This window comes from Pseudomonas paraeruginosa (genome assembly GCF_003025345.2).
Classification (GTDB): domain Bacteria; phylum Pseudomonadota; class Gammaproteobacteria; order Pseudomonadales; family Pseudomonadaceae; genus Pseudomonas; species Pseudomonas paraeruginosa.
The window spans coordinates 1,921,848-1,938,844 of the sequence record NZ_CP020560.1 but is presented as its reverse complement, the minus strand read 5'-3'; the positions used below and the strand labels follow the sequence as shown (position 1 = coordinate 1,938,844).

The following is a 16,997-nucleotide window of genomic DNA, read 5'->3' as shown; positions in this document are numbered from 1 at the left end:
GTTGCGTTGCCCTCCTCTCTTCACACTCCGAGCAGCCGCAAAATGAGTCTGTTTTCTGCCGTCGAAATGGCACCCCGTGACCCCATCCTTGGCCTGAACGAAGCGTTCAACGCCGATACCCGCCCGGGCAAGATCAACCTGGGCGTGGGCGTGTACTACAACGAGGAGGGGCGCATTCCGCTGTTGCGCGCCGTGCAGGCTGCAGAGAAGGCGCGTATCGAGGCCCACGCGCCGCGCGGCTACCTGCCGATCGAGGGCATCGCCGCCTATGACCAGGGCGTGCAGAAACTGCTGTTCGGCAACGACTCCGAGCTGCTCGCCGAAGGTCGCGTGGTCACCACCCAGGCCGTCGGCGGTACCGGCGCTCTCAAGCTCGGCGCCGATTTCCTCAAGCGCCTGCTGCCCGAAGCCACCGTGGCCATCAGCGACCCGAGCTGGGAAAACCACCGTGCGCTGTTCGAGGCCGCCGGCTTCCCCGTGGAGAACTACCGTTACTACGACGCCGCCAGCAACGGCGTGAATCGCGCCGGCCTGCTGGAAGACCTGAACGCCCTGCCGGCCCGCTCGATCGTGGTCCTGCACGCCTGCTGCCACAACCCGACCGGCGTAGATCTCGAACTGGACGACTGGAAGCAGGTGCTGGACGTGCTCAAGGCCAAGGGCCATGTGCCGTTCCTCGACATCGCCTACCAGGGCTTCGGCAACGGCATTGAGGAAGACGCCGCCGCTGTGCGCCTGTTTGCCCAGTCCGGCCTGAGCTTCTTCGTTTCCAGTTCGTTCTCCAAGTCCTTCTCGCTGTACGGCGAACGTGTCGGCGCCCTGTCGATCGTCACCGAAAGCCGCGACGAAGCGGCCCGCGTGCTGTCCCAGGTGAAGCGGGTGATCCGTACCAACTATTCGAACCCGCCGACCCACGGCGCCAGCGTGGTCTCCGCCGTGCTCAACAGTCCGGAACTACGCGCCCTGTGGGAAGAGGAACTGGGCGAGATGCGCGACCGCATCCGCGACATGCGCCTGGCGATGGTCGAGCAACTGGCAGCCCAGGGCGCCAAGCGCGACTTCGGCTTCGTCGGTCGGCAGCGCGGCATGTTCTCCTATTCCGGCCTGACCGCCGAACAGGTCGAGCGCTTGAAGACCGAGTTCGGCATCTACGCCGTCAGCACCGGCCGCATCTGCGTCGCCGCGCTGAACAAATCGAACCTCGAGACCATCACCAAGGCCATCGTCCAGGTCCTGTAGGAAAAATGGGGAAGTCATCGGCAGAGGCTTGACTTCCCCTTTTTAATCAGTAACATACGCCTCGCTGTTCCGCGATAGCTCAGTCGGTAGAGCAAATGACTGTTAATCATTGGGTCCCTGGTTCGAGTCCAGGTCGCGGAGCCAAATTCAGAAGCCCTCGGCACATGCCGAGGGCTTTTTCGTTACAGGGAACGTATTTCTTTCCTCTTCGGACGCTTCACTCTATGGCGATCCGCTCCCGGTTCTTCTCCAGCAGCGCCGGTCCCACGCCCTTCACTTCCAGCAACTGATCCAGCGAAACGAACGGACCATGAGCCGTTCGGTATTCGACGATCGCCTTGGCCTTGACCTCGCCGACGCCGTTCAACCCACGCACCAGCGTCGCCTCGTCGGCCGTATTGATATTGACCACCTCCGCTGTCGACGCCTCCGTCGGCGTTGTCGCGACCACCGGAGGCTTGGCGGCGGCCGGCGCGGCGGAAGCCGAAAACGGCAGGCAGGCGAACAGGATGAGGAACAAGGCGGATTTGATTAGGTGCATGCTTGCACTCCTTCAGAGATGAATGACCATGCGGAGAGCTTCTAGCCCGTCCACGACGCCACCATATCTCTCAGAAAGGACCTTGCAGCGGCCTCCCCAGCAAAGCAGCCGATTCCGTAGAGTGCTCCGGAAACGTCGCACGGCGAAAACAAAAAAGGCCGCTAGGCGGCCTTTTCCACGACTCGTCGTTCAGGGTTCGCGCCGTCTCTGGCGATAGATCCAGTCGACGATTTCGCCGTCGGGCGTATAACCGCTGACGGTTTCCCGCAGCAGTTGGCGGACTCTCGAATAATCGTCCGTCCCAACGGCCGTCAGCAATTGCTCCAGTACCCCCTTGAACGCTTCCCAGGACAGATGCTCCTCGTTGGCGCGCATGATCATCGGGTGGTCGGTAGGGTTGACGTTATCGCCGATCAACAGTTCTTCGTAGAGCTTCTCGCCCGGACGCAAGCCACTGAACTCGATGGCAATGTCGCCATGCGGCGAGCGCTCGGAACGCACGCTCAGCCCGGACAGGTGAACCATTTTCTCGGCAAGCTCCAGAATCTTCACCGGTGGTCCCATGTCCAGCACGAACACATCCCCACCCTGCCCCATCGAGCCGGCCTGGATGACCAGTTGGGCCGCCTCGGGAATGGTCATGAAGTAACGGGTGATGCTCGGGTGGGTGACCGTCACCGGTCCGCCACGCTTGATCTGCTCGCGGAACAGCGGGATGACCGAGCCCGACGAGCCGAGGACGTTGCCGAAGCGGACCATGGTGAAACGGGTCTTGTTGACCTGGTGCACACCCTTCTGGTCGCCGAAAAGGACCGGTGCCGACTCGTTGCTGAGCGCCTGCAGCACCATCTCCGCCAGGCGTTTGGTGCTACCCATCACATTGGTCGGTCGCACCGCCTTGTCGGTGGAGATCAGCACGAAGTTCTGCACGCCGACCTGCACCGCCGCCTGCACCGCATGCAGGGTGCCCATCACATTGTTGAGGACCCCCTCGGCAATGTTGTGCTCGACGATGGGTACATGCTTGTAGGCTGCGGCGTGATAGACGGTGTTGACCTTCCAGGTGCGCATCACGTCGACCAGGCGCTCTGGATTGCGCACCGAGCCGAGGATCGGCAACAGGTTCACCGAAAGCGACTCGCGCTTGACCCGACGCTCCAGTTCCTGATGGATGCTGTAAAGATTGTATTCGCTGTGCTCGAACAGGATCAGCACGCTGGGCGAGCAACTCAGGATCTGCCGGCAGAGTTCGGAACCGATCGAACCGCCCGCCCCGGTCACCATCACCACCTGACTGCGGATGCACCGTTCCAGCAGCTCCTTGCGCGGTGCGACGCTGTCGCGCCCGAGCAGATCGGCGATGTCCACCTCCTGGAGATCGTCGACCTTGACCCGGCCGCTGGCCAGGTCCATGAAGCCGGGCATGCTGCGCACGTGCAGCGGGAACGGCTCAAGGGACTCGAGAATCTCCCGCCGCCTGGCCCGAGTGGCGGACGGAATCGCCAGGAGAACCTCCTGCGCGCCCGTCTCGTCGATCATCTGGCGGATATGCTTGGCGGTATAGACCCGCAGGCCGGCAATGACCCGGTTGGCGATCTGCTTGTCGTCATCGATGAACGCCACCGGACGCATCGCCCGGCCGAGACGCAGCGCGGCGACCAACTGGTTGCCGGCGGCGCCTGCGCCGTAGATGGCAACCCTGGGCAAGCCATCCTGGCGATTGAGGAACGGCACCGACTGGACAGCGGAGTACCAGTCGCCCATGAAATACTGGCGCATGGCCAGGCGCAGGCCACCGATCAGCAGCATGCTCAGCCACCAGTAGTTGAATACCAGGGAACGTGGCACCGGCGCCGGCGCGCCACGATACCAGTACACTACCAGCGACAGCACCAGAGCCGAGATGGTCACCGCCTTGGCGATGGCGATCAATGCATCGTTACCGAGATAGCGCATTACCGCGCGATACATGCCGAAGCGAATGAACAATGGGATGGCGATGAGCGGAGCGGCAATGAAGAGCCAGGCATGCTCGCCGAAAATATCAATCATGTCGTCCGTGCCAAGACGCACGACAAATGCCAACCACAGCGATAACCACACCAACAGGATATCTGTTGCCACTTGAAGCAAACGCTTCCACCGACGAGGCATCGACAACAGTTTTACTCTAAAGCGATCTAGCATTCCATACTCCCTCAATAGCTATAGCTGAAGAGTTCTATCCAACCGACTCTAGCTTACCAGCCTTGAACTTCACAGCCAGGAAAACGAGGGGTGTATAAGCTATGGCGATGCCCAGAACAGGCTCGAGATGGCCACTTGCCACCCATAGCGCCAGGGGTAGAAGCCAAACCAAATTCAGTACGGTTACGCCGAGTGTAACAGGAGCATGCTTGCCGAAATGCCTGGAGGCATACTGATAGGCATGGCTCCGATGGGCTTCATACACCTTGTCACCGCGCAATAAGCGTCGTGCCAGCGTATAGGTCGCATCCACGATGAAGACCCCCAGCAGAATCAGCCATGCCCAGAAGAACTCTGGCTCAACCCACATGGCCTGAATCGATAGCACTCCTAGAGTCAATCCCAGGAACCCACTACCAGCATCACCCATGAAGATCTTCGCGGGAGGAAAGTTCCAAAACAAGAAACCGAGAACAGCAAAAGCCAGCAACAGGGGGGGTAAAGAAAACGCTGCCTTGTCATTCATCCAATACACCAGCGCTCCTCCCACGCAGACAAAGATAGCTTCCAGACTTGCGAGGCCGTCTATACCATCCATGAAATTATAAAGATTGAGCAACCAGACGAGATAGAAAGCAAAAAGCACGACCCCAACCCAGCCCAAATCCCATTGATAACCCAGTAGCTTGAACGGCGGCACACCAGTCAGAAGGAAGAGTGAAACCAGTGCAGCCATGAAGTGCCCAAGCAGGCGCCAACGTGCAGCCACGTGACCATGGTCGTCAAGGAAACCAAGCAGAGCGACGCCGCCTCCTCCCAGCAGAAAAAGTAACGCCTGGCGCCATTCCAGAATGGAAAATAGGGGAAGAAAAAAAACCACTAGGAGAAAAGTCAGAACGATAGCCACCCCACCGCCTCTCGGAGTAGGCACGGTGTGAGAACTGCGGGCGTTAGGAATATCCATGACCTTTTTTGAGATGGCGTAAAACCTCAATACTCCTGTAAGTCCTGCCGATACCAAAACCACAGGAAATAAAATCCACCAGATCGACATTTCAGCGATATTCCAAGTAATATTCAGCGACCCGTTGCAGACCTTGGTCCACAGAAAGCGGCGGATTCCAATCCAACAACTGCTTATTCTTAGAGATGTCGACCTGCAAAGACCCGCAGAGCCTCTGACCTACAGACTTCTTCCCTAACAAGAGGGCTGCAGTCTTCAGCAACGATTCAGGGACTGGCAGCAGATTCGCTCTTTTTCCCATTGCTGCCGCCATTCTTCGCAAAAGACCAGTGGTAGACAGGTCCTCCCCATCACTTACAAGAAATACCTGATTAGCAGCAGCAGGATGACTCGCTACGGTAATCAGCATATCCATCAAGTTTGTCAGCGACACCAGACTACGCCGATTTTTTATGGCTCCAAGGGGCAAAGGAATACCTTTGTCCAACCACTTCATCATATTGAGAAAATTGGCTTTCACTCCAGGGCCGTAGACCAGAACAGGACGAACAATGGCATATTCCATCCCTGCCTCTTCACACACCTGCCGCAGACCGATTTCAGCCTCGAGCTTGGAGATTCCATAGGGATCGGAAGGAGCTGGAACATCGTCGGGCTTGAATGGACTGCCCGCCGTCGTAGACTCGCCGTTCACCTTGATGGAGCTGACAAAGACGAAACGTTTGACTCCCGCGGCCGCTGCCTGCCGCGCGAGATTCAGTGTTCCCTCGACATTCACCTTTCTGAACTCAGCTAAAGGATCGAGAGCATGGTCATTCATCACATGCACACGAGCAGCGCTATGAATGACGGTATCGACGCCTGCAAGAGCATCACTCCAAAGGGTGTCACCCTCGATATTCCCTACCGGAATAGCGACAGCGCCTTCTAGCACCTTTGAAGGAGTCTGTCGGAAAGCCATGTTCAATGCATATCCCTGCCGAAGAAGCTCACCTGCCAATGCTTTACCCACGAATCCTGAAGCACCGGTCAATAAAACCTTGTTCATTTTTCATCCCTTCTCAAGCGTGCGTCAATGAAGAGCCCCTCCAGGCGACTCAAAAGTGTTCGCTTCGAAAAATTGCATTCATAGTATTCTCGCCCGGCTCTACCGAGCCCTTCTCGCTGCTCCCCCGTCAGCGCCGCGGCTCGACGAATGATGTCCACCAGAGCCTCCACGTCGCCGGAAGCGCATGCGTAGCCAGCACCAGCCTCGGAGATCACCCTGGATGCCTCTCCATCTATCATTGCGATCACCGGTTTGCCGGAAGCCAAGTAGGCTTGAACCTTCCCTGGAATGGTCTTTTCGAATACTTCATTAGTCTTCAGCGACACAAATAGAGCGTCCGCCAAGGCAAAGAGCGGCGGCATCTCCTCAAGAGGATGCCGGCCCAGCAGCAGAACATTATCCAACCCCCTGGCTGCAACCTCGGCCTTAAGCCATGCACTTGCGCGGCCATCACCAACGATCACCCAACGCATGGGAACATCCTGGCGGAGACGCTCCGCGGCATCCAGAATGGAGGGAAAATCCTGCGCCTCTCCAACATTTCCCGCAAACAGAAGGGTAAAAACGGAATCATCTCTTTCCAAGAGGGTGGAACTCGCCGATTCATTATTGGAGAAATCATCCTCGGCCCAACTCGGGAAATAGATAACCCTGTCTTCGGGTATGGTCTTGGTACAATACTTCGCCACATTATCCATGAAGGCTTTTGACTGCACCAATATATAGTCCGTTCTATTGTAGATCCAAGATACCACCCTGCCTACTATAGAAAGAGCTCGATCGCTCTTGAGGACCCCCACTGCCCTTAATGTCTCTGGCCAAAGGTCCAGTACCCAGACAAACACGGGTGCTCTTTTTAGACGTCCAATGACAATCGCAGGTATGACTGCCATTATTGGTGAAACAGCGTAAACAAAGACCACATCAAATTTCTTTCTTCTTAGCCTGAACGCCCCGAAAAAAGAGGCACTCATGAAGAAAGACAAGTAGTTCAAGGCAAGCTGTATGCTATGCAGCCCGCGTGGAAGCATGGGAACCCTGATCACCGAAGCGCCAAGATAGCAGGAATAGCTAGCCGGATTCTCTTTGAAATCGGAAAAGACCCGGCCCTCGGGATAGTTTGGGCACCCCGTCAAAACCGTAACTTCGTGCCCTCTCCCAACAAAGTCAGCAACCAAGTCGTTAATACGCATATTTTCTGGCCAAAAATACTGCGTAACAACTAGAACCTTGAGCTTCGTCTTATCCATAAAGAATCTAGTACTTCTTCCAAACGGTGCGCATAACGTAGTCCCGATAGCTTACGAGAATCCGCACTACCTTCTCAGAAACATTATCACAACTATAATCATGCACAAGATGAAGCAGCCGGCTAGCTCCACGAGACTGGCTCTCGAGAATCTCCAGCCCCTGCAGTACGCGCTCGCGACCGAGTCCGACCATCATCACTGCTGCTTCCTCCATACCCTCCGGCCGCTCATGAGCCTGACGTATATTCAAGGCGGGGAAATTCAGAATCGAGGACTCTTCGTTGATCGTACCGCTGTCGGAAAGAACCGCCTTGGCCGACAATTGCAACTTATTGTAGTCCTTGAAACCCAACGGCTTGAGCAAGCGCACATTGGCATGAAACCTGACGCCCATTGCCTCTACACGCTTCATCGTTCTCGGATGCGTGGAAACAATTACGGGAAATTCATACTTTTCCGAAATTTCATTCAGGGTCTCGACCAACGAAAGGAAGTTGCTTTCAGAGTCGATATTTTCTTCTCGATGCGCACTCACCACAAAGAATTTATTTTCCTCCAGGCCCAGCCGCGCCAACACATCAGAGCTCTCAATACCATCCCTATAGTAGTTCAAAACCTCAAACATCGGACTACCGGTTTTGATAACCATATCGGGGGGCAAACCTTCCCGCAACAAGTAGTCCCGAGCGATGGTGCTATAAGTGAGATTGATATCTGCGGTGTGATCGACAATTCGTCGATTTATCTCTTCGGGAACGCGCATATCAAAGCACCGATTGCCCGCTTCCATATGGAAAGTTGGGATCTTTCGACGCTTGGCGGGTAGCACCGCCATACAGCTATTCGTATCTCCCAATACCAGCAAGGCGTCTGGCTGCTCTACCGAAAGTACTCGATCGACGGCAATAATTACATTTCCAATGGTTTCCGCTCCGGATACACCAGCAGCGTTCAGGAAGTGATCCGGCTTTCGGATTCCTAGGTCTTGAAAGAATATCTCGTTGAGCTCATAGTCATAATTCTGCCCAGTATGGACGAGAACATGGTCACAATACTCGTCGAGCTTCGCCATTACACGAGAGAGGCGAATGATCTCGGGGCGCGTACCTACTACCGTGACAACCTTTAACTTCTTCATCAGAGCCTCGTTACAAATCACTTACTTCGCCAACCGGGCAAGCATAGGTATCCGGACGCTCACGATCAAATATTTCGTTCGCCCAGAGCATGACGATCATCTCTTCGGAACCAATATTCGTTATATCATGCGTCCAGCCTGGAACTGTCTCGACGACTTCAGCCTTCTCACCACGGGTGCATAATTCGTGAAATGCTCCAGTAGAAATATTCCTGAACTTGAAGCGGGCAGTCCCCTTGATCACCAGGAACTTCTCCGTTTTGGAATGATGATAGTGTCCACCACGAGTGACGCCAGGATGCGCAGTAAAGAATGAGAACTGCCCAGCATCGGGCGTTTTCAACATTTCAACAAAGGTTCCTCTTGCATCGCCATACATTGGCAGGTCGTAACTGAAGCGATTTACAGGGAGGAAACTCAAATAGGTGGAATACAAGGCCCGTACCAGACCTACTCCCACCTGTTCCGTAACGAGCGATTTTCGGCTATCACGGAAGGCATGTATCTGCTTGGCAAGATCACCCACGGTAATCTTGTATTGTGGCTCGACACTGACATCATGAGTAGCGGTTGGAGCGTCCAAGACAGCCAGAAATTTCTGGATTACATCATCAATATATACAAGTGTTACTTGAGCCGAAGAATCATTTACCTGAATAGGAAGATCCCTGGAAATATTATAGCAAAAAGTCGCCACCGCAGAGTTGTAATTAGGGCGCGACCACTTCCCAAACACGTTAGGTAAACGGAATATATATACAGGCGAGCCCGTTTCGGAGTTCAGTCTTCGAATGTATTCCTCTGCATCGCGCTTACTCAAGCCATAGCTATTCTGCAACTCCGCTTGTGTTGAAGAGGTATAAATTAGAGGAATTGAACGACCAGTTGCCCGAATGGCATCACACAGCGTCTTGGTCAGATCAGAATTTATAGATTTGAAGTCCTCTGGATTCTCGGGTCGATTGGCACCAGCCAAATGAAAAACAAAGTCAATCGAGCCAAGCATTTCTGGCAAGCTTTGGAGATTACTTTCACGCGTAAAGGTTACAACCTCGACATCCCCCCGCTCGGCCAGATGCGCGGTGAGATTCTTTCCTACGAAACCATTTGCGCCGGTTATCAAGACCCTCATGATCTACTCCTCGGGGTTTGCCTGCTCACCCCGTTGTATCGCACGAACAAAGTCAAGCTTCAGTAACAGTTCCTGCATACCCTTGACATCCAGACGTTCGGTATTATGTGAATTATAGTCTTCCGTATGGGAAATCTTTTCTTCACCTTGCTCTACAAACTTGCTGTAATTCAAATCGCGCAGATCCGGCGGCACGCGATAATAGTCACCCATGTCTTCGGCGCAAGCCATTTCCTCACGGCTCAAGAGAGCCTCATAGAGCTTCTCGCCATGCCGGGTGCCAATTACGTTGATCGGATAGTCTTGTTTACCGAGCAAGCTGGTCAGCGCCTTAGCCAATACCTCGATCGTAGCAGCTGGAGCTTTCTGTACGAACAGATCCCCATTATTGCCATGCTCAAACGCATATAACACCAGATCCACCGCATCAGAAAGCGTCATCATGAAGCGGGTCATGCTGGGATCCGTGATGGTCAGCGGCTTGCCAGAGCGCATCTGCTCAATGAACAGGGGAATCACCGATCCTCTCGAAGCCATCACGTTGCCGTAACGAGTGCCGCAAATGACAGTTGAGGTGGTTTCGAGGTTACGTGATTTAGCAACCATCACCTTTTCCATCATAGCTTTGGAGATTCCCATGGCATTGATGGGATAAACAGCCTTATCCGTGCTTAAACAAACAATACGGCGCACGTCATTCTGGATCGCTGCTTCAAGTAAATTTTCTGTCCCGATAACATTAGTCTTGACAGCCTCCATCGGGTGAAACTCACACGAAGGAACTTGTTTTAGCGCGGCAGCGTGAAATATATAATCAACCCCGCGCGTAGCGGTGAGCACGCTTTGATAGTCCCGCACATCGCCAACATAGAACTTCAATTTACTATTGGCATAATGCTTCCGCATATCATCCTGTTTTTTTTCGTCACGGCTAAATATACGGATCTCCGCAATATCTGTGTCGAGAAAACGTTTAAGCACAGCATTACCGAAAGAACCCGTACCACCTGAAATAAGAAGTCTTTTTCCGCTAAACATAATGAGCCCTGAGTTGAATGCAGGCCGCCCTTTTTATCGGGAGTTCAGTACCGAAAATATTACATCGGTTTTTTGCTGGAAACTGGGATAGTTAATCAGGACGGCTCGATAGCTGCCTTTAAACACAAAAAGACTGCCAGCCGCAGCACCAACCACTCCACAGGCTGCAATCAAGCTCCCCATATCCTTCAGCGAACCGGCGCCACCAAGTATTGTAACAGGTACATTCACTGCTTCCCGTAAACGGACGGCAAGCGCTATCTCGTAACCACACAACCGTCCATCGTTGTCAATTGAGTTGAGCACGATCTCACCGGCACCTGCATCCTCCATCTGCTTCGCCACGTCAATGACATTGCGCTTGGTATTATGTGTCCCGTTGTGTGTCCAAACATCATGCTGTTTGCTCAATAGTCGCTGCTTATGGTCTAGAACAACGACGACACTTTGCCGACCTATTTCTTCAGCAACTTTAGATATTAAGTTTGCGTCCTCAATTGCAGCAGCACTGATTGCTACTTTTTCGACACCTAGGGAAATAATTAAACGCGCTTGCTCTGGTTTACGAATACCTCCACCATAGCACAAGGGCATACGGCACTCGGCAGCAAGGTTAGCAATCTTCTTATAATCAGGTTCTCTACCCTGCGAGGTAGCATCGATGTCAAGGATAATCAGCTCATCCGCTTCTTTCTCATTAAAAATCTTGACCGCATTAATCGGATCACCGATATACCGTGGATCCTTAAAACGTACGGTTTTGACAAGTCCGCCATCTTGCATGAGCAGGCAAGGAATTATTCTAGGCTTTAGCATTTCAGAGTTCCGCGAAATTCTTTAGGAGCTTGACCCCAAAGTGGTGGCTTTTCTCGGGATGAAACTGGACACCGAAAATATTGTCCCTTGAGACTGCACTATTGAAGTCATGCCCGTAGAAAGTTCCCGCAGCGACATGTTCGAGATACAAGCTTTCAAAGTAAAAAGAATGCAAAAAATAGAAGCGCGCCCCCTGTTCCAAGCCATTAAACAGAGGATTGTTACCAACCGATACTACGTCATTCCACCCCATATGTGGCATTGCAATATTTTGCAACCCAGTTACGGAGCGAAAAGAACGAACGTGGCCAGGAATCCAACCCAAGCCTGGTAACTTACCCTCATCACTTCTGTCAGCCAGCATCTGCATACCCACACAAATACCAAGAACGGGTATACCTTTATCTTTCACCAAAAACTCAACAGCTTCACGCATTCCAGACTCAGTAAATCGCAGCATGGCATGATCGAATGAACCCACCCCGGGAAGGACTAGTTTTTCTACGTTCTTCAGATCAGAATTTACACGAGCCACCTGCGCAGGTATATGCAGACGTTTGTAGACATTGACAAATGCCTGTATATTACCGATCCCATAGTCAATAATAGTGATCATCTGAATAACCTACGTTCCAAACCCAGAGTATTCATAATTCGAGCACCCAGCCCTATCATGAAATGCTTATTCTTATAATCATGAAATGTCTTGTTCTCTCCATCAAAAATAAACTGAAGATCCTCGATGGAAAGATCTAGTTTATTTGCCACGTATTCAAACTCAGAGCGTAGAAAGTTCTCATCCATTTCTGGTTTCGAAATACGTTCAAGTGCCTCTTCGCGCGTCATTTGGCCAGTCATGATCAAACTAGAGAAGTGCGCCCTTCTTTTTTCATAACCAAACTTCCGGGGCAACCAGTAGTCTTCATAGAAACGAGTAAAACGTGACTCATGATGCTTATGTTGAAATGACTGCCAACCGTATAAGCGCTGAAGGGTTTCTTCTGCATCTTTCTTAACGTAAGGGAGCAGGTTTAAAGGCCTTATCACCTGCATCCCCAGAACATATCGATAATAGATTTTGTACGCAAGTATATCTACTATAGGGAAGGTCTTCAGCGTACGAGTCCCAAACCGTTTATGTATGTCCTTAAATAAACGCTTATCGATCCCTGGATACCCACCCCACTCCTCCGGCTCACGACAGCATTCAGTAGAAAAATTTCCGCCAGTCAACACATACTTGATTTTATGAGCACGAGCAAACTTATAGAGTGCTGAAAAGAACGCAGCATCTTGAGGCAGGTCTTGATCTGAAATCTGAGATTTCAAGAAAGCGACTTGGAGGTCCTTCATTTCCTCCCAATTAATCACCTCTGTATATAAATCTAGCCCCAGCCCATCTACAAGTTTCTCAATATTGCCGACAGCTTGATCCGTATTCCATCCAGCATCGACATGAAACAATAAAGGGCGTAACCCCATTTTTTCCTTCGCCACATAACTGACGTAGGAGCTATCAAGACCGCCACTCAAACCAATAATGCAGTCAAAGTCACGACCTTTCCCATCTCGTTTGATCACCTCGGCCAAACGCTTGAGCTCAGCTTCGCCATGCTTATCAGTGTGCCAATTTGGCTTGATTGCCTCGTCAAAATTTTGACAGTACTCACAGACACCTTGCTGATCAAAATGAATATGGGGGTCGGACGTATCCATGATGCAGCGCGTGCAAATCTTGTAGCTGTGGTTGCTCATTTTTTCCTCAAAAACTCCTGGCCCTGTCGGTCAACCTTCCTTTCGCAGCCTAGCGCCTCCAATAGCCGCGAGGCCGAATCACATACTTCCCCCACCGAAGAGGGTTGAATGTTTAGAGGATGAATGATACCAGGAATCCCCATCGACTCGTACTCCTCCACCAGAGTGGAGGGATAGGAAATCAACATATCTACCTTCGGGAAAAGCGCCTTATCGCGGATGACAACCCATTCTTCCTTGAAAACCTTCGAAGAACATGGATTAACCGGATGAGGCTTGTAATAGAAGCCGACAACAAACTCATCTGTGAGCCTCCGAAAAATATCAACATGTGCACTTTCACACAAAGGATGCCCTACAAATAAAATATTCACAGGTCTGGCATGCTTGAAGTGTGTCAAGTTTAGCCGAGGTTTATATATAACTACGCTTTCATCCCTGAGCGCACAAAGCTTTGAAAAGATATATCTACGAAAGATAAATCTTGAAGCATCATCAAATGCGTATAGCTTTACAACATTCCGTAGGCGAACAGGTAAACTTATTGGAAAGTCCGTTTCCTCAACAGAGTTACATTCGCCCAGAGAAGCCAATGAACCATGTTGCAGCATAATAATGCCATTATCCGAATTAGTTACCGATTTATTTCGCCTCTTCGCTGAAACCACAGCATCAACAAGAACAGCCCAGCGATCGAAGTGCTCTCCAATTAGAAAATAGCTTGCCGGCAATTTATCTAAAGCAAAACGTACACAAAACCAACGGAATGCAGTATATCCCTGAAGCTCCCAATTTCTTGTCTTCCGTAAAATAGTTAACTTACGCACCGCCATACAAGACAATATGAAAGCTCGACGCAAGTCATCCTTATCAAGAAACTCAAAAAGGCTTATCGCTCTATCCTCTCCCAACTCAAAACTAATCCAAGGAACGGTCAGCCAACAGAAACTCTGCCCCTTTATGCTTGAAGATGCTAGATCTGCTACCCTATAAGAAAACGCTAATCCGAAAACATCAAAATTCAAAGATGGGAAGGCTCCATTTTTTCTAACTTTACCACGCAGGCGCAGCCATTCAAGATAAAAGAAAAAATAAGCCGCTCCATAGCGCCAAAAGTAACGCAACAAGTAGAAAAAGAATACTCCTACTTTACCAACTCCTAGACCTTTGCTTGGGCGGGGAAGATAGCCAAGTTCGCGCGGTTGTAAACCACTTAACTTATAAAGATGTACATCTATATTAATTTCATTTCTCGTCGCCAAGATGTATTCAATCATAAGTCTTCGCAGATTATTATTCACAATAACCTCAAAATTAAATTAATTATTTGCATCCTTAACAAAAGAAAAATATGCAGATATTTTCCAAGCAAAGATAAAAAAGAATGAAATAGCCATTGAGACTGCAATAGAGTTTACTCCCCAAGAGGAAGAAAATAAGTAGGCAGAGAGTATGAAGACACAAAACCCACATAATTGGGAATGTAATATTGGTCTATCTCGACCATAAGCATACAAACCTAGATGAGGTATCGTGCTGAGCCCATAAAGAGCACTGGCGAAAAGTAGCCAGTACAACATATCTAAGTTTTCTTTATAAACAGGTGAAGAAAGCCAAGTACTAATAAGGATTCCAGCGAAACAACAGAGAACAGAAAGGAAAAATATTACAATCACAGTATTAATAGTTAACTCACGCATCACTTTCTGAAAGTCATGCGTCGATTCATTCTTAGCGGACCTTATTAGCCGAGGAATATAGAAAACAAAAACTCCTGCATCCAAAAAGGATAGGACAGCGGTAGCCATACCTACAAAGATCGTATATGCACCTAACACTTGTAGATTTGAAATACTATCCACAAAATATTTATCGAATGTATAGATCCCCCGTATGGCTAAGCTAGCGAGCAAAAATGGTAAAGCCACTTTAATCCCGTTTCGTATCCAAGTCCAATTTACTGGGCGGCTGCCACGCAATTTACCTAAGCGAAGAATTTGATAAATCGCTATAATACATGCGAACAAGCAAGATATAATCCAGCTATAGAAAGTGAACTGTAGCGATCGAAAAACTGGATCGAACCACATACATAGAATAACTACTAAGCACCAGATTCCGCTACGAACAAAAAGAACCACGCTTGCCAATAATTGCTTCGAAGCAGCAACCAATATTCTATTGAACTCTTGGGCAATATGTTCAAGTAACAAAAGAGTCACAAAAATTGAAAAATACGGCCAAGGAAGCCATCCACCCCAAAAGACTGTAACAATAAAAGGCAAAGTCACTACATATATTAGGAGATATAGGAGAAATTGATCTCGTATCAAGGGTAACCATTCACTCTGTGGAGCGATGACTAACTCACGATTAGAGTAATTATAGAATTCAAATCCGACTATATACACTCCATAACCAATAGTCGCAGCCACAAGACCATAAATGCCAACATCCTCGGCATTCATGAAATGTGCCAGGAAAAAGACTAAAAGAAATTTATTTAATAGAGTTAGACCACGCAAACCGATATTCAAAATTCGGCTCACAGCAACTGCCCCAAAAAACGAGCCCCTGGTCTATTTAACCAATTATTTTTCCTATAGCTGCTCATTCAACCATGCCTCGGCTTTTAATACGAATGAATAACAATCGCTGCCCTACCAAAAGCATAAGATAGAAAAGCACGTGGAAAATATAGATCCATTGCAACATGCTTCCTCTAAACATGCTCAAGAATAAAAAAAGCTCGGCCATAAAGATAAAGAGCAGAACAGGGCCCCCTCTGAATCTTAGAGAATAAAGAGCACACATATAGAGGGAGTATATAAAAATAGGTATACTCCAGAATATATATGCCCCATAGTTTAAATAGAGTTCAGTCTCTATTGGCCACTGTTGAGTAGCAGATTCCTTAAACCATTGAGAAGGAAAATAAATAGAAGTAAGCCAACGGCTTATATCATGCAAATAGTCAGGAGAAGGTATCCCAACAAAAGTTAACCATTTGTTAAGCGGAAAGGACATAGTCGCTAAATAGTCTGGTTGCATGTCATGCAGAATCATGTCATGTAAAAATATGGTATTAAAGTAAGTTAAAAAATACTCTAACAGCATCTCTGGTGAGTTATAGAAGCCATTGGAGCGAACATACATCGCACCAGAAAAAAGAAACATAAACCCTAGAAACAATACTATACCTTGTTTCAGACTCAAACGAGCGCTTGCTAGCCAAGGTAAACTAAAAAATATACCAAATAGAAATATTCGACTTTTTATACCTTGGACATAAGCACAAAAACCCAAAACTAAAAGTACGAAAACAACCAAGAACCAACTCTTTCGATGAGAAGTTTTAAAATAGAAACCCAACCAAAACGCTAGAAAATTTGACCACATTATTAAAAAGAAATTAAGCAAACCGTATCCTTTCTTCTTAGAAAGATAGGTTTCACTATAATTTTCTACCCATGAATCCAACCCTCCCGTCACCTGAAGAAAATAAATACATCCAATAAGAAGAGATAGTGCACAAAGGAATATCGCTAAAGGCCTGGCACGATACTCATATATAATTTCCGATCTTTCAACTCGATCAAAAAGCGTTTCAAAAAATCGTGTAAAAAGGAAAAAGAGTGTAAATACGTATAGATAAGCTAGGATGGCTTCCTGCGAGACAGATGCCCAATCATTGAGCTTCCCCCATGGTAAGACATAATCCCAAGACAGCCACTCGAGTATATAAAAAAGCGTAGCTGGAAAAACCAAATATAGGAAGTAGTTCCCAAAAACCACATTAGACGGGCATATAATTTTCTTATTTCTGAAGAGCAGAAAAGAAAAAACCATAAAAGCAGAGGAAAAGAATAGAGTCATTTATTGTACGCCA

15 protein-coding genes and 1 tRNA gene are annotated in these 16,997 nt (G+C 49.4%); 2 read left to right on the top strand and 14 right to left on the bottom strand.

Annotated elements, in window-relative coordinates; genetic code table 11:
* Positions 1–42: 42 nt before the first annotated feature.
* Together B7D75_RS09330 and B7D75_RS09325 are read left to right on the top strand one after the other, a co-directional pair.
* The gene (locus tag B7D75_RS09330; protein WP_012075040.1) at positions 43–1,239 is read left to right on the top strand and encodes an amino acid aminotransferase; all 1,197 of its coding nucleotides are present in this window, start codon (positions 43–45) and stop codon (positions 1,237–1,239) included.
* A 68-nt stretch (positions 1,240–1,307) separates the two neighbouring features.
* Positions 1,308–1,383, top strand: a tRNA-Asn gene (locus tag B7D75_RS09325).
* A 73-nt stretch (positions 1,384–1,456) separates the two neighbouring features.
* Here B7D75_RS09325 and B7D75_RS09320 read toward each other — a convergent pair.
* The 14 genes from B7D75_RS09320 to B7D75_RS29325 all read right to left on the bottom strand — a co-directional run bounded on the left by B7D75_RS09320 (position 1,457) and on the right by B7D75_RS29325 (position 16,984).
* The gene (locus B7D75_RS09320; protein ID WP_003150898.1) at positions 1,457–1,780 is read right to left on the bottom strand and encodes a ComEA family DNA-binding protein; all 324 of its coding nucleotides are present in this window, start codon (positions 1,778–1,780) and stop codon (positions 1,457–1,459) included.
* Between the two features lie 189 nt (positions 1,781–1,969).
* Positions 1,970–3,967 (bottom strand): polysaccharide biosynthesis protein, encoded by a 1,998-nt coding sequence (locus B7D75_RS09315; RefSeq protein WP_107113936.1) that lies wholly within the window; start codon positions 3,965–3,967, stop codon positions 1,970–1,972.
* Between the two features lie 34 nt (positions 3,968–4,001).
* Positions 4,002–5,021, bottom strand: a complete 1,020-nt coding sequence (locus tag B7D75_RS09310; protein WP_003150897.1) for an MraY family glycosyltransferase — start codon at positions 5,019–5,021, stop codon at positions 4,002–4,004.
* A 1-nt stretch (position 5,022) separates the two neighbouring features.
* Entirely contained in the window at positions 5,023–5,979 is a 957-nt protein-coding gene (locus B7D75_RS09305) for a UDP-glucose 4-epimerase family protein (protein ID WP_034078369.1), read from the bottom strand.
* Complete coding sequence (locus tag B7D75_RS09300; protein WP_034078366.1) at positions 5,976–7,229, bottom strand: glycosyltransferase family 4 protein; 1,254 nt, start codon at positions 7,227–7,229, stop codon at positions 5,976–5,978. Before B7D75_RS09300 ends, B7D75_RS09305 begins: the two co-directional genes overlap by 4 nt.
* Before the next feature lie 7 nt (positions 7,230–7,236).
* A complete protein-coding gene (gene wecB, locus B7D75_RS09295) occupies positions 7,237–8,367 on the bottom strand; it encodes a non-hydrolyzing UDP-N-acetylglucosamine 2-epimerase (RefSeq protein WP_053813659.1) in 1,131 nt (376 codons plus the stop codon).
* A gap of 10 nt (positions 8,368–8,377) precedes the next feature.
* Complete coding sequence (wbjC, locus tag B7D75_RS09290) at positions 8,378–9,499, bottom strand: UDP-2-acetamido-2,6-beta-L-arabino-hexul-4-ose reductase (RefSeq protein WP_012075034.1); 1,122 nt, start codon at positions 9,497–9,499, stop codon at positions 8,378–8,380.
* 3 nt (positions 9,500–9,502) lie between these two features.
* Positions 9,503–10,537: a polysaccharide biosynthesis protein gene (locus B7D75_RS09285; RefSeq protein ID WP_053813658.1), complete on the bottom strand. Its 1,035-nt coding sequence runs from the start codon at positions 10,535–10,537 to the stop codon at positions 9,503–9,505.
* Positions 10,538–10,570: 33 nt separating this feature from the next.
* Positions 10,571–11,353 carry an AglZ/HisF2 family acetamidino modification protein gene (locus B7D75_RS09280; RefSeq protein WP_053813657.1) on the bottom strand — a complete coding sequence of 261 codons (783 nt, stop codon included), beginning with the start codon at positions 11,351–11,353 and terminating at the stop codon, positions 10,571–10,573.
* 1 nt (position 11,354) lies between these two features.
* A complete protein-coding gene (hisH, locus tag B7D75_RS09275) occupies positions 11,355–11,969 on the bottom strand; it encodes an imidazole glycerol phosphate synthase subunit HisH (protein WP_053813656.1) in 615 nt (204 codons plus the stop codon).
* Positions 11,966–13,108 (bottom strand): N-acetyl sugar amidotransferase, encoded by a 1,143-nt coding sequence (locus tag B7D75_RS09270; protein WP_058145897.1) that lies wholly within the window; start codon positions 13,106–13,108, stop codon positions 11,966–11,968. The genes hisH and B7D75_RS09270 overlap by 4 nt, the downstream gene beginning before the upstream one ends.
* A complete protein-coding gene (locus B7D75_RS29330; RefSeq protein ID WP_124082902.1) occupies positions 13,105–14,385 on the bottom strand; it encodes a hypothetical protein in 1,281 nt (426 codons plus the stop codon). Before B7D75_RS29330 ends, B7D75_RS09270 begins: the two co-directional genes overlap by 4 nt.
* A gap of 42 nt (positions 14,386–14,427) precedes the next feature.
* A complete protein-coding gene (locus tag B7D75_RS09265; RefSeq protein ID WP_181263683.1) occupies positions 14,428–15,576 on the bottom strand; it encodes an MATE family efflux transporter in 1,149 nt (382 codons plus the stop codon).
* A 142-nt stretch (positions 15,577–15,718) separates the two neighbouring features.
* Entirely contained in the window at positions 15,719–16,984 is a 1,266-nt protein-coding gene (locus B7D75_RS29325) for a hypothetical protein (protein ID WP_126632661.1), read from the bottom strand.
* Positions 16,985–16,997 lie beyond the last annotated feature (13 nt).

Coding starts and splice junctions, on each gene's coding strand:
- wbjC (WP_012075034.1), bottom strand. CDS start 9,499: ATGAGGGTCTTGATAACCGGCGCAAATGGTTTCGTAGGAAAGAATCTC.
- B7D75_RS09265 (WP_181263683.1), bottom strand. CDS start 15,576: ATGAATGCCGAGGATGTTGGCATTTATGGTCTTGTGGCTGCGACTATT.
- B7D75_RS09305 (WP_034078369.1), bottom strand. CDS start 5,979: ATGAACAAGGTTTTATTGACCGGTGCTTCAGGATTCGTGGGTAAAGCA.
- B7D75_RS09330 (WP_012075040.1), top strand. CDS start 43: ATGAGTCTGTTTTCTGCCGTCGAAATGGCACCCCGTGACCCCATCCTT.
- wecB (WP_053813659.1), bottom strand. CDS start 8,367: ATGAAGAAGTTAAAGGTTGTCACGGTAGTAGGTACGCGCCCCGAGATC.
- hisH (WP_053813656.1), bottom strand. CDS start 11,969: ATGATCACTATTATTGACTATGGGATCGGTAATATACAGGCATTTGTC.
- B7D75_RS09280 (WP_053813657.1), bottom strand. CDS start 11,353: ATGCTAAAGCCTAGAATAATTCCTTGCCTGCTCATGCAAGATGGCGGA.
- B7D75_RS09320 (WP_003150898.1), bottom strand. CDS start 1,780: ATGCACCTAATCAAATCCGCCTTGTTCCTCATCCTGTTCGCCTGCCTG.
- B7D75_RS09315 (WP_107113936.1), bottom strand. CDS start 3,967: ATGCTAGATCGCTTTAGAGTAAAACTGTTGTCGATGCCTCGTCGGTGG.
- B7D75_RS09300 (WP_034078366.1), bottom strand. CDS start 7,229: ATGGATAAGACGAAGCTCAAGGTTCTAGTTGTTACGCAGTATTTTTGG.
- B7D75_RS29330 (WP_124082902.1), bottom strand. CDS start 14,385: ATGATTGAATACATCTTGGCGACGAGAAATGAAATTAATATAGATGTA.
- B7D75_RS09310 (WP_003150897.1), bottom strand. CDS start 5,021: ATGTCGATCTGGTGGATTTTATTTCCTGTGGTTTTGGTATCGGCAGGA.
- B7D75_RS09285 (WP_053813658.1), bottom strand. CDS start 10,537: ATGTTTAGCGGAAAAAGACTTCTTATTTCAGGTGGTACGGGTTCTTTC.
- B7D75_RS09270 (WP_058145897.1), bottom strand. CDS start 13,108: ATGAGCAACCACAGCTACAAGATTTGCACGCGCTGCATCATGGATACG.
- B7D75_RS29325 (WP_126632661.1), bottom strand. CDS start 16,984: ATGACTCTATTCTTTTCCTCTGCTTTTATGGTTTTTTCTTTTCTGCTC.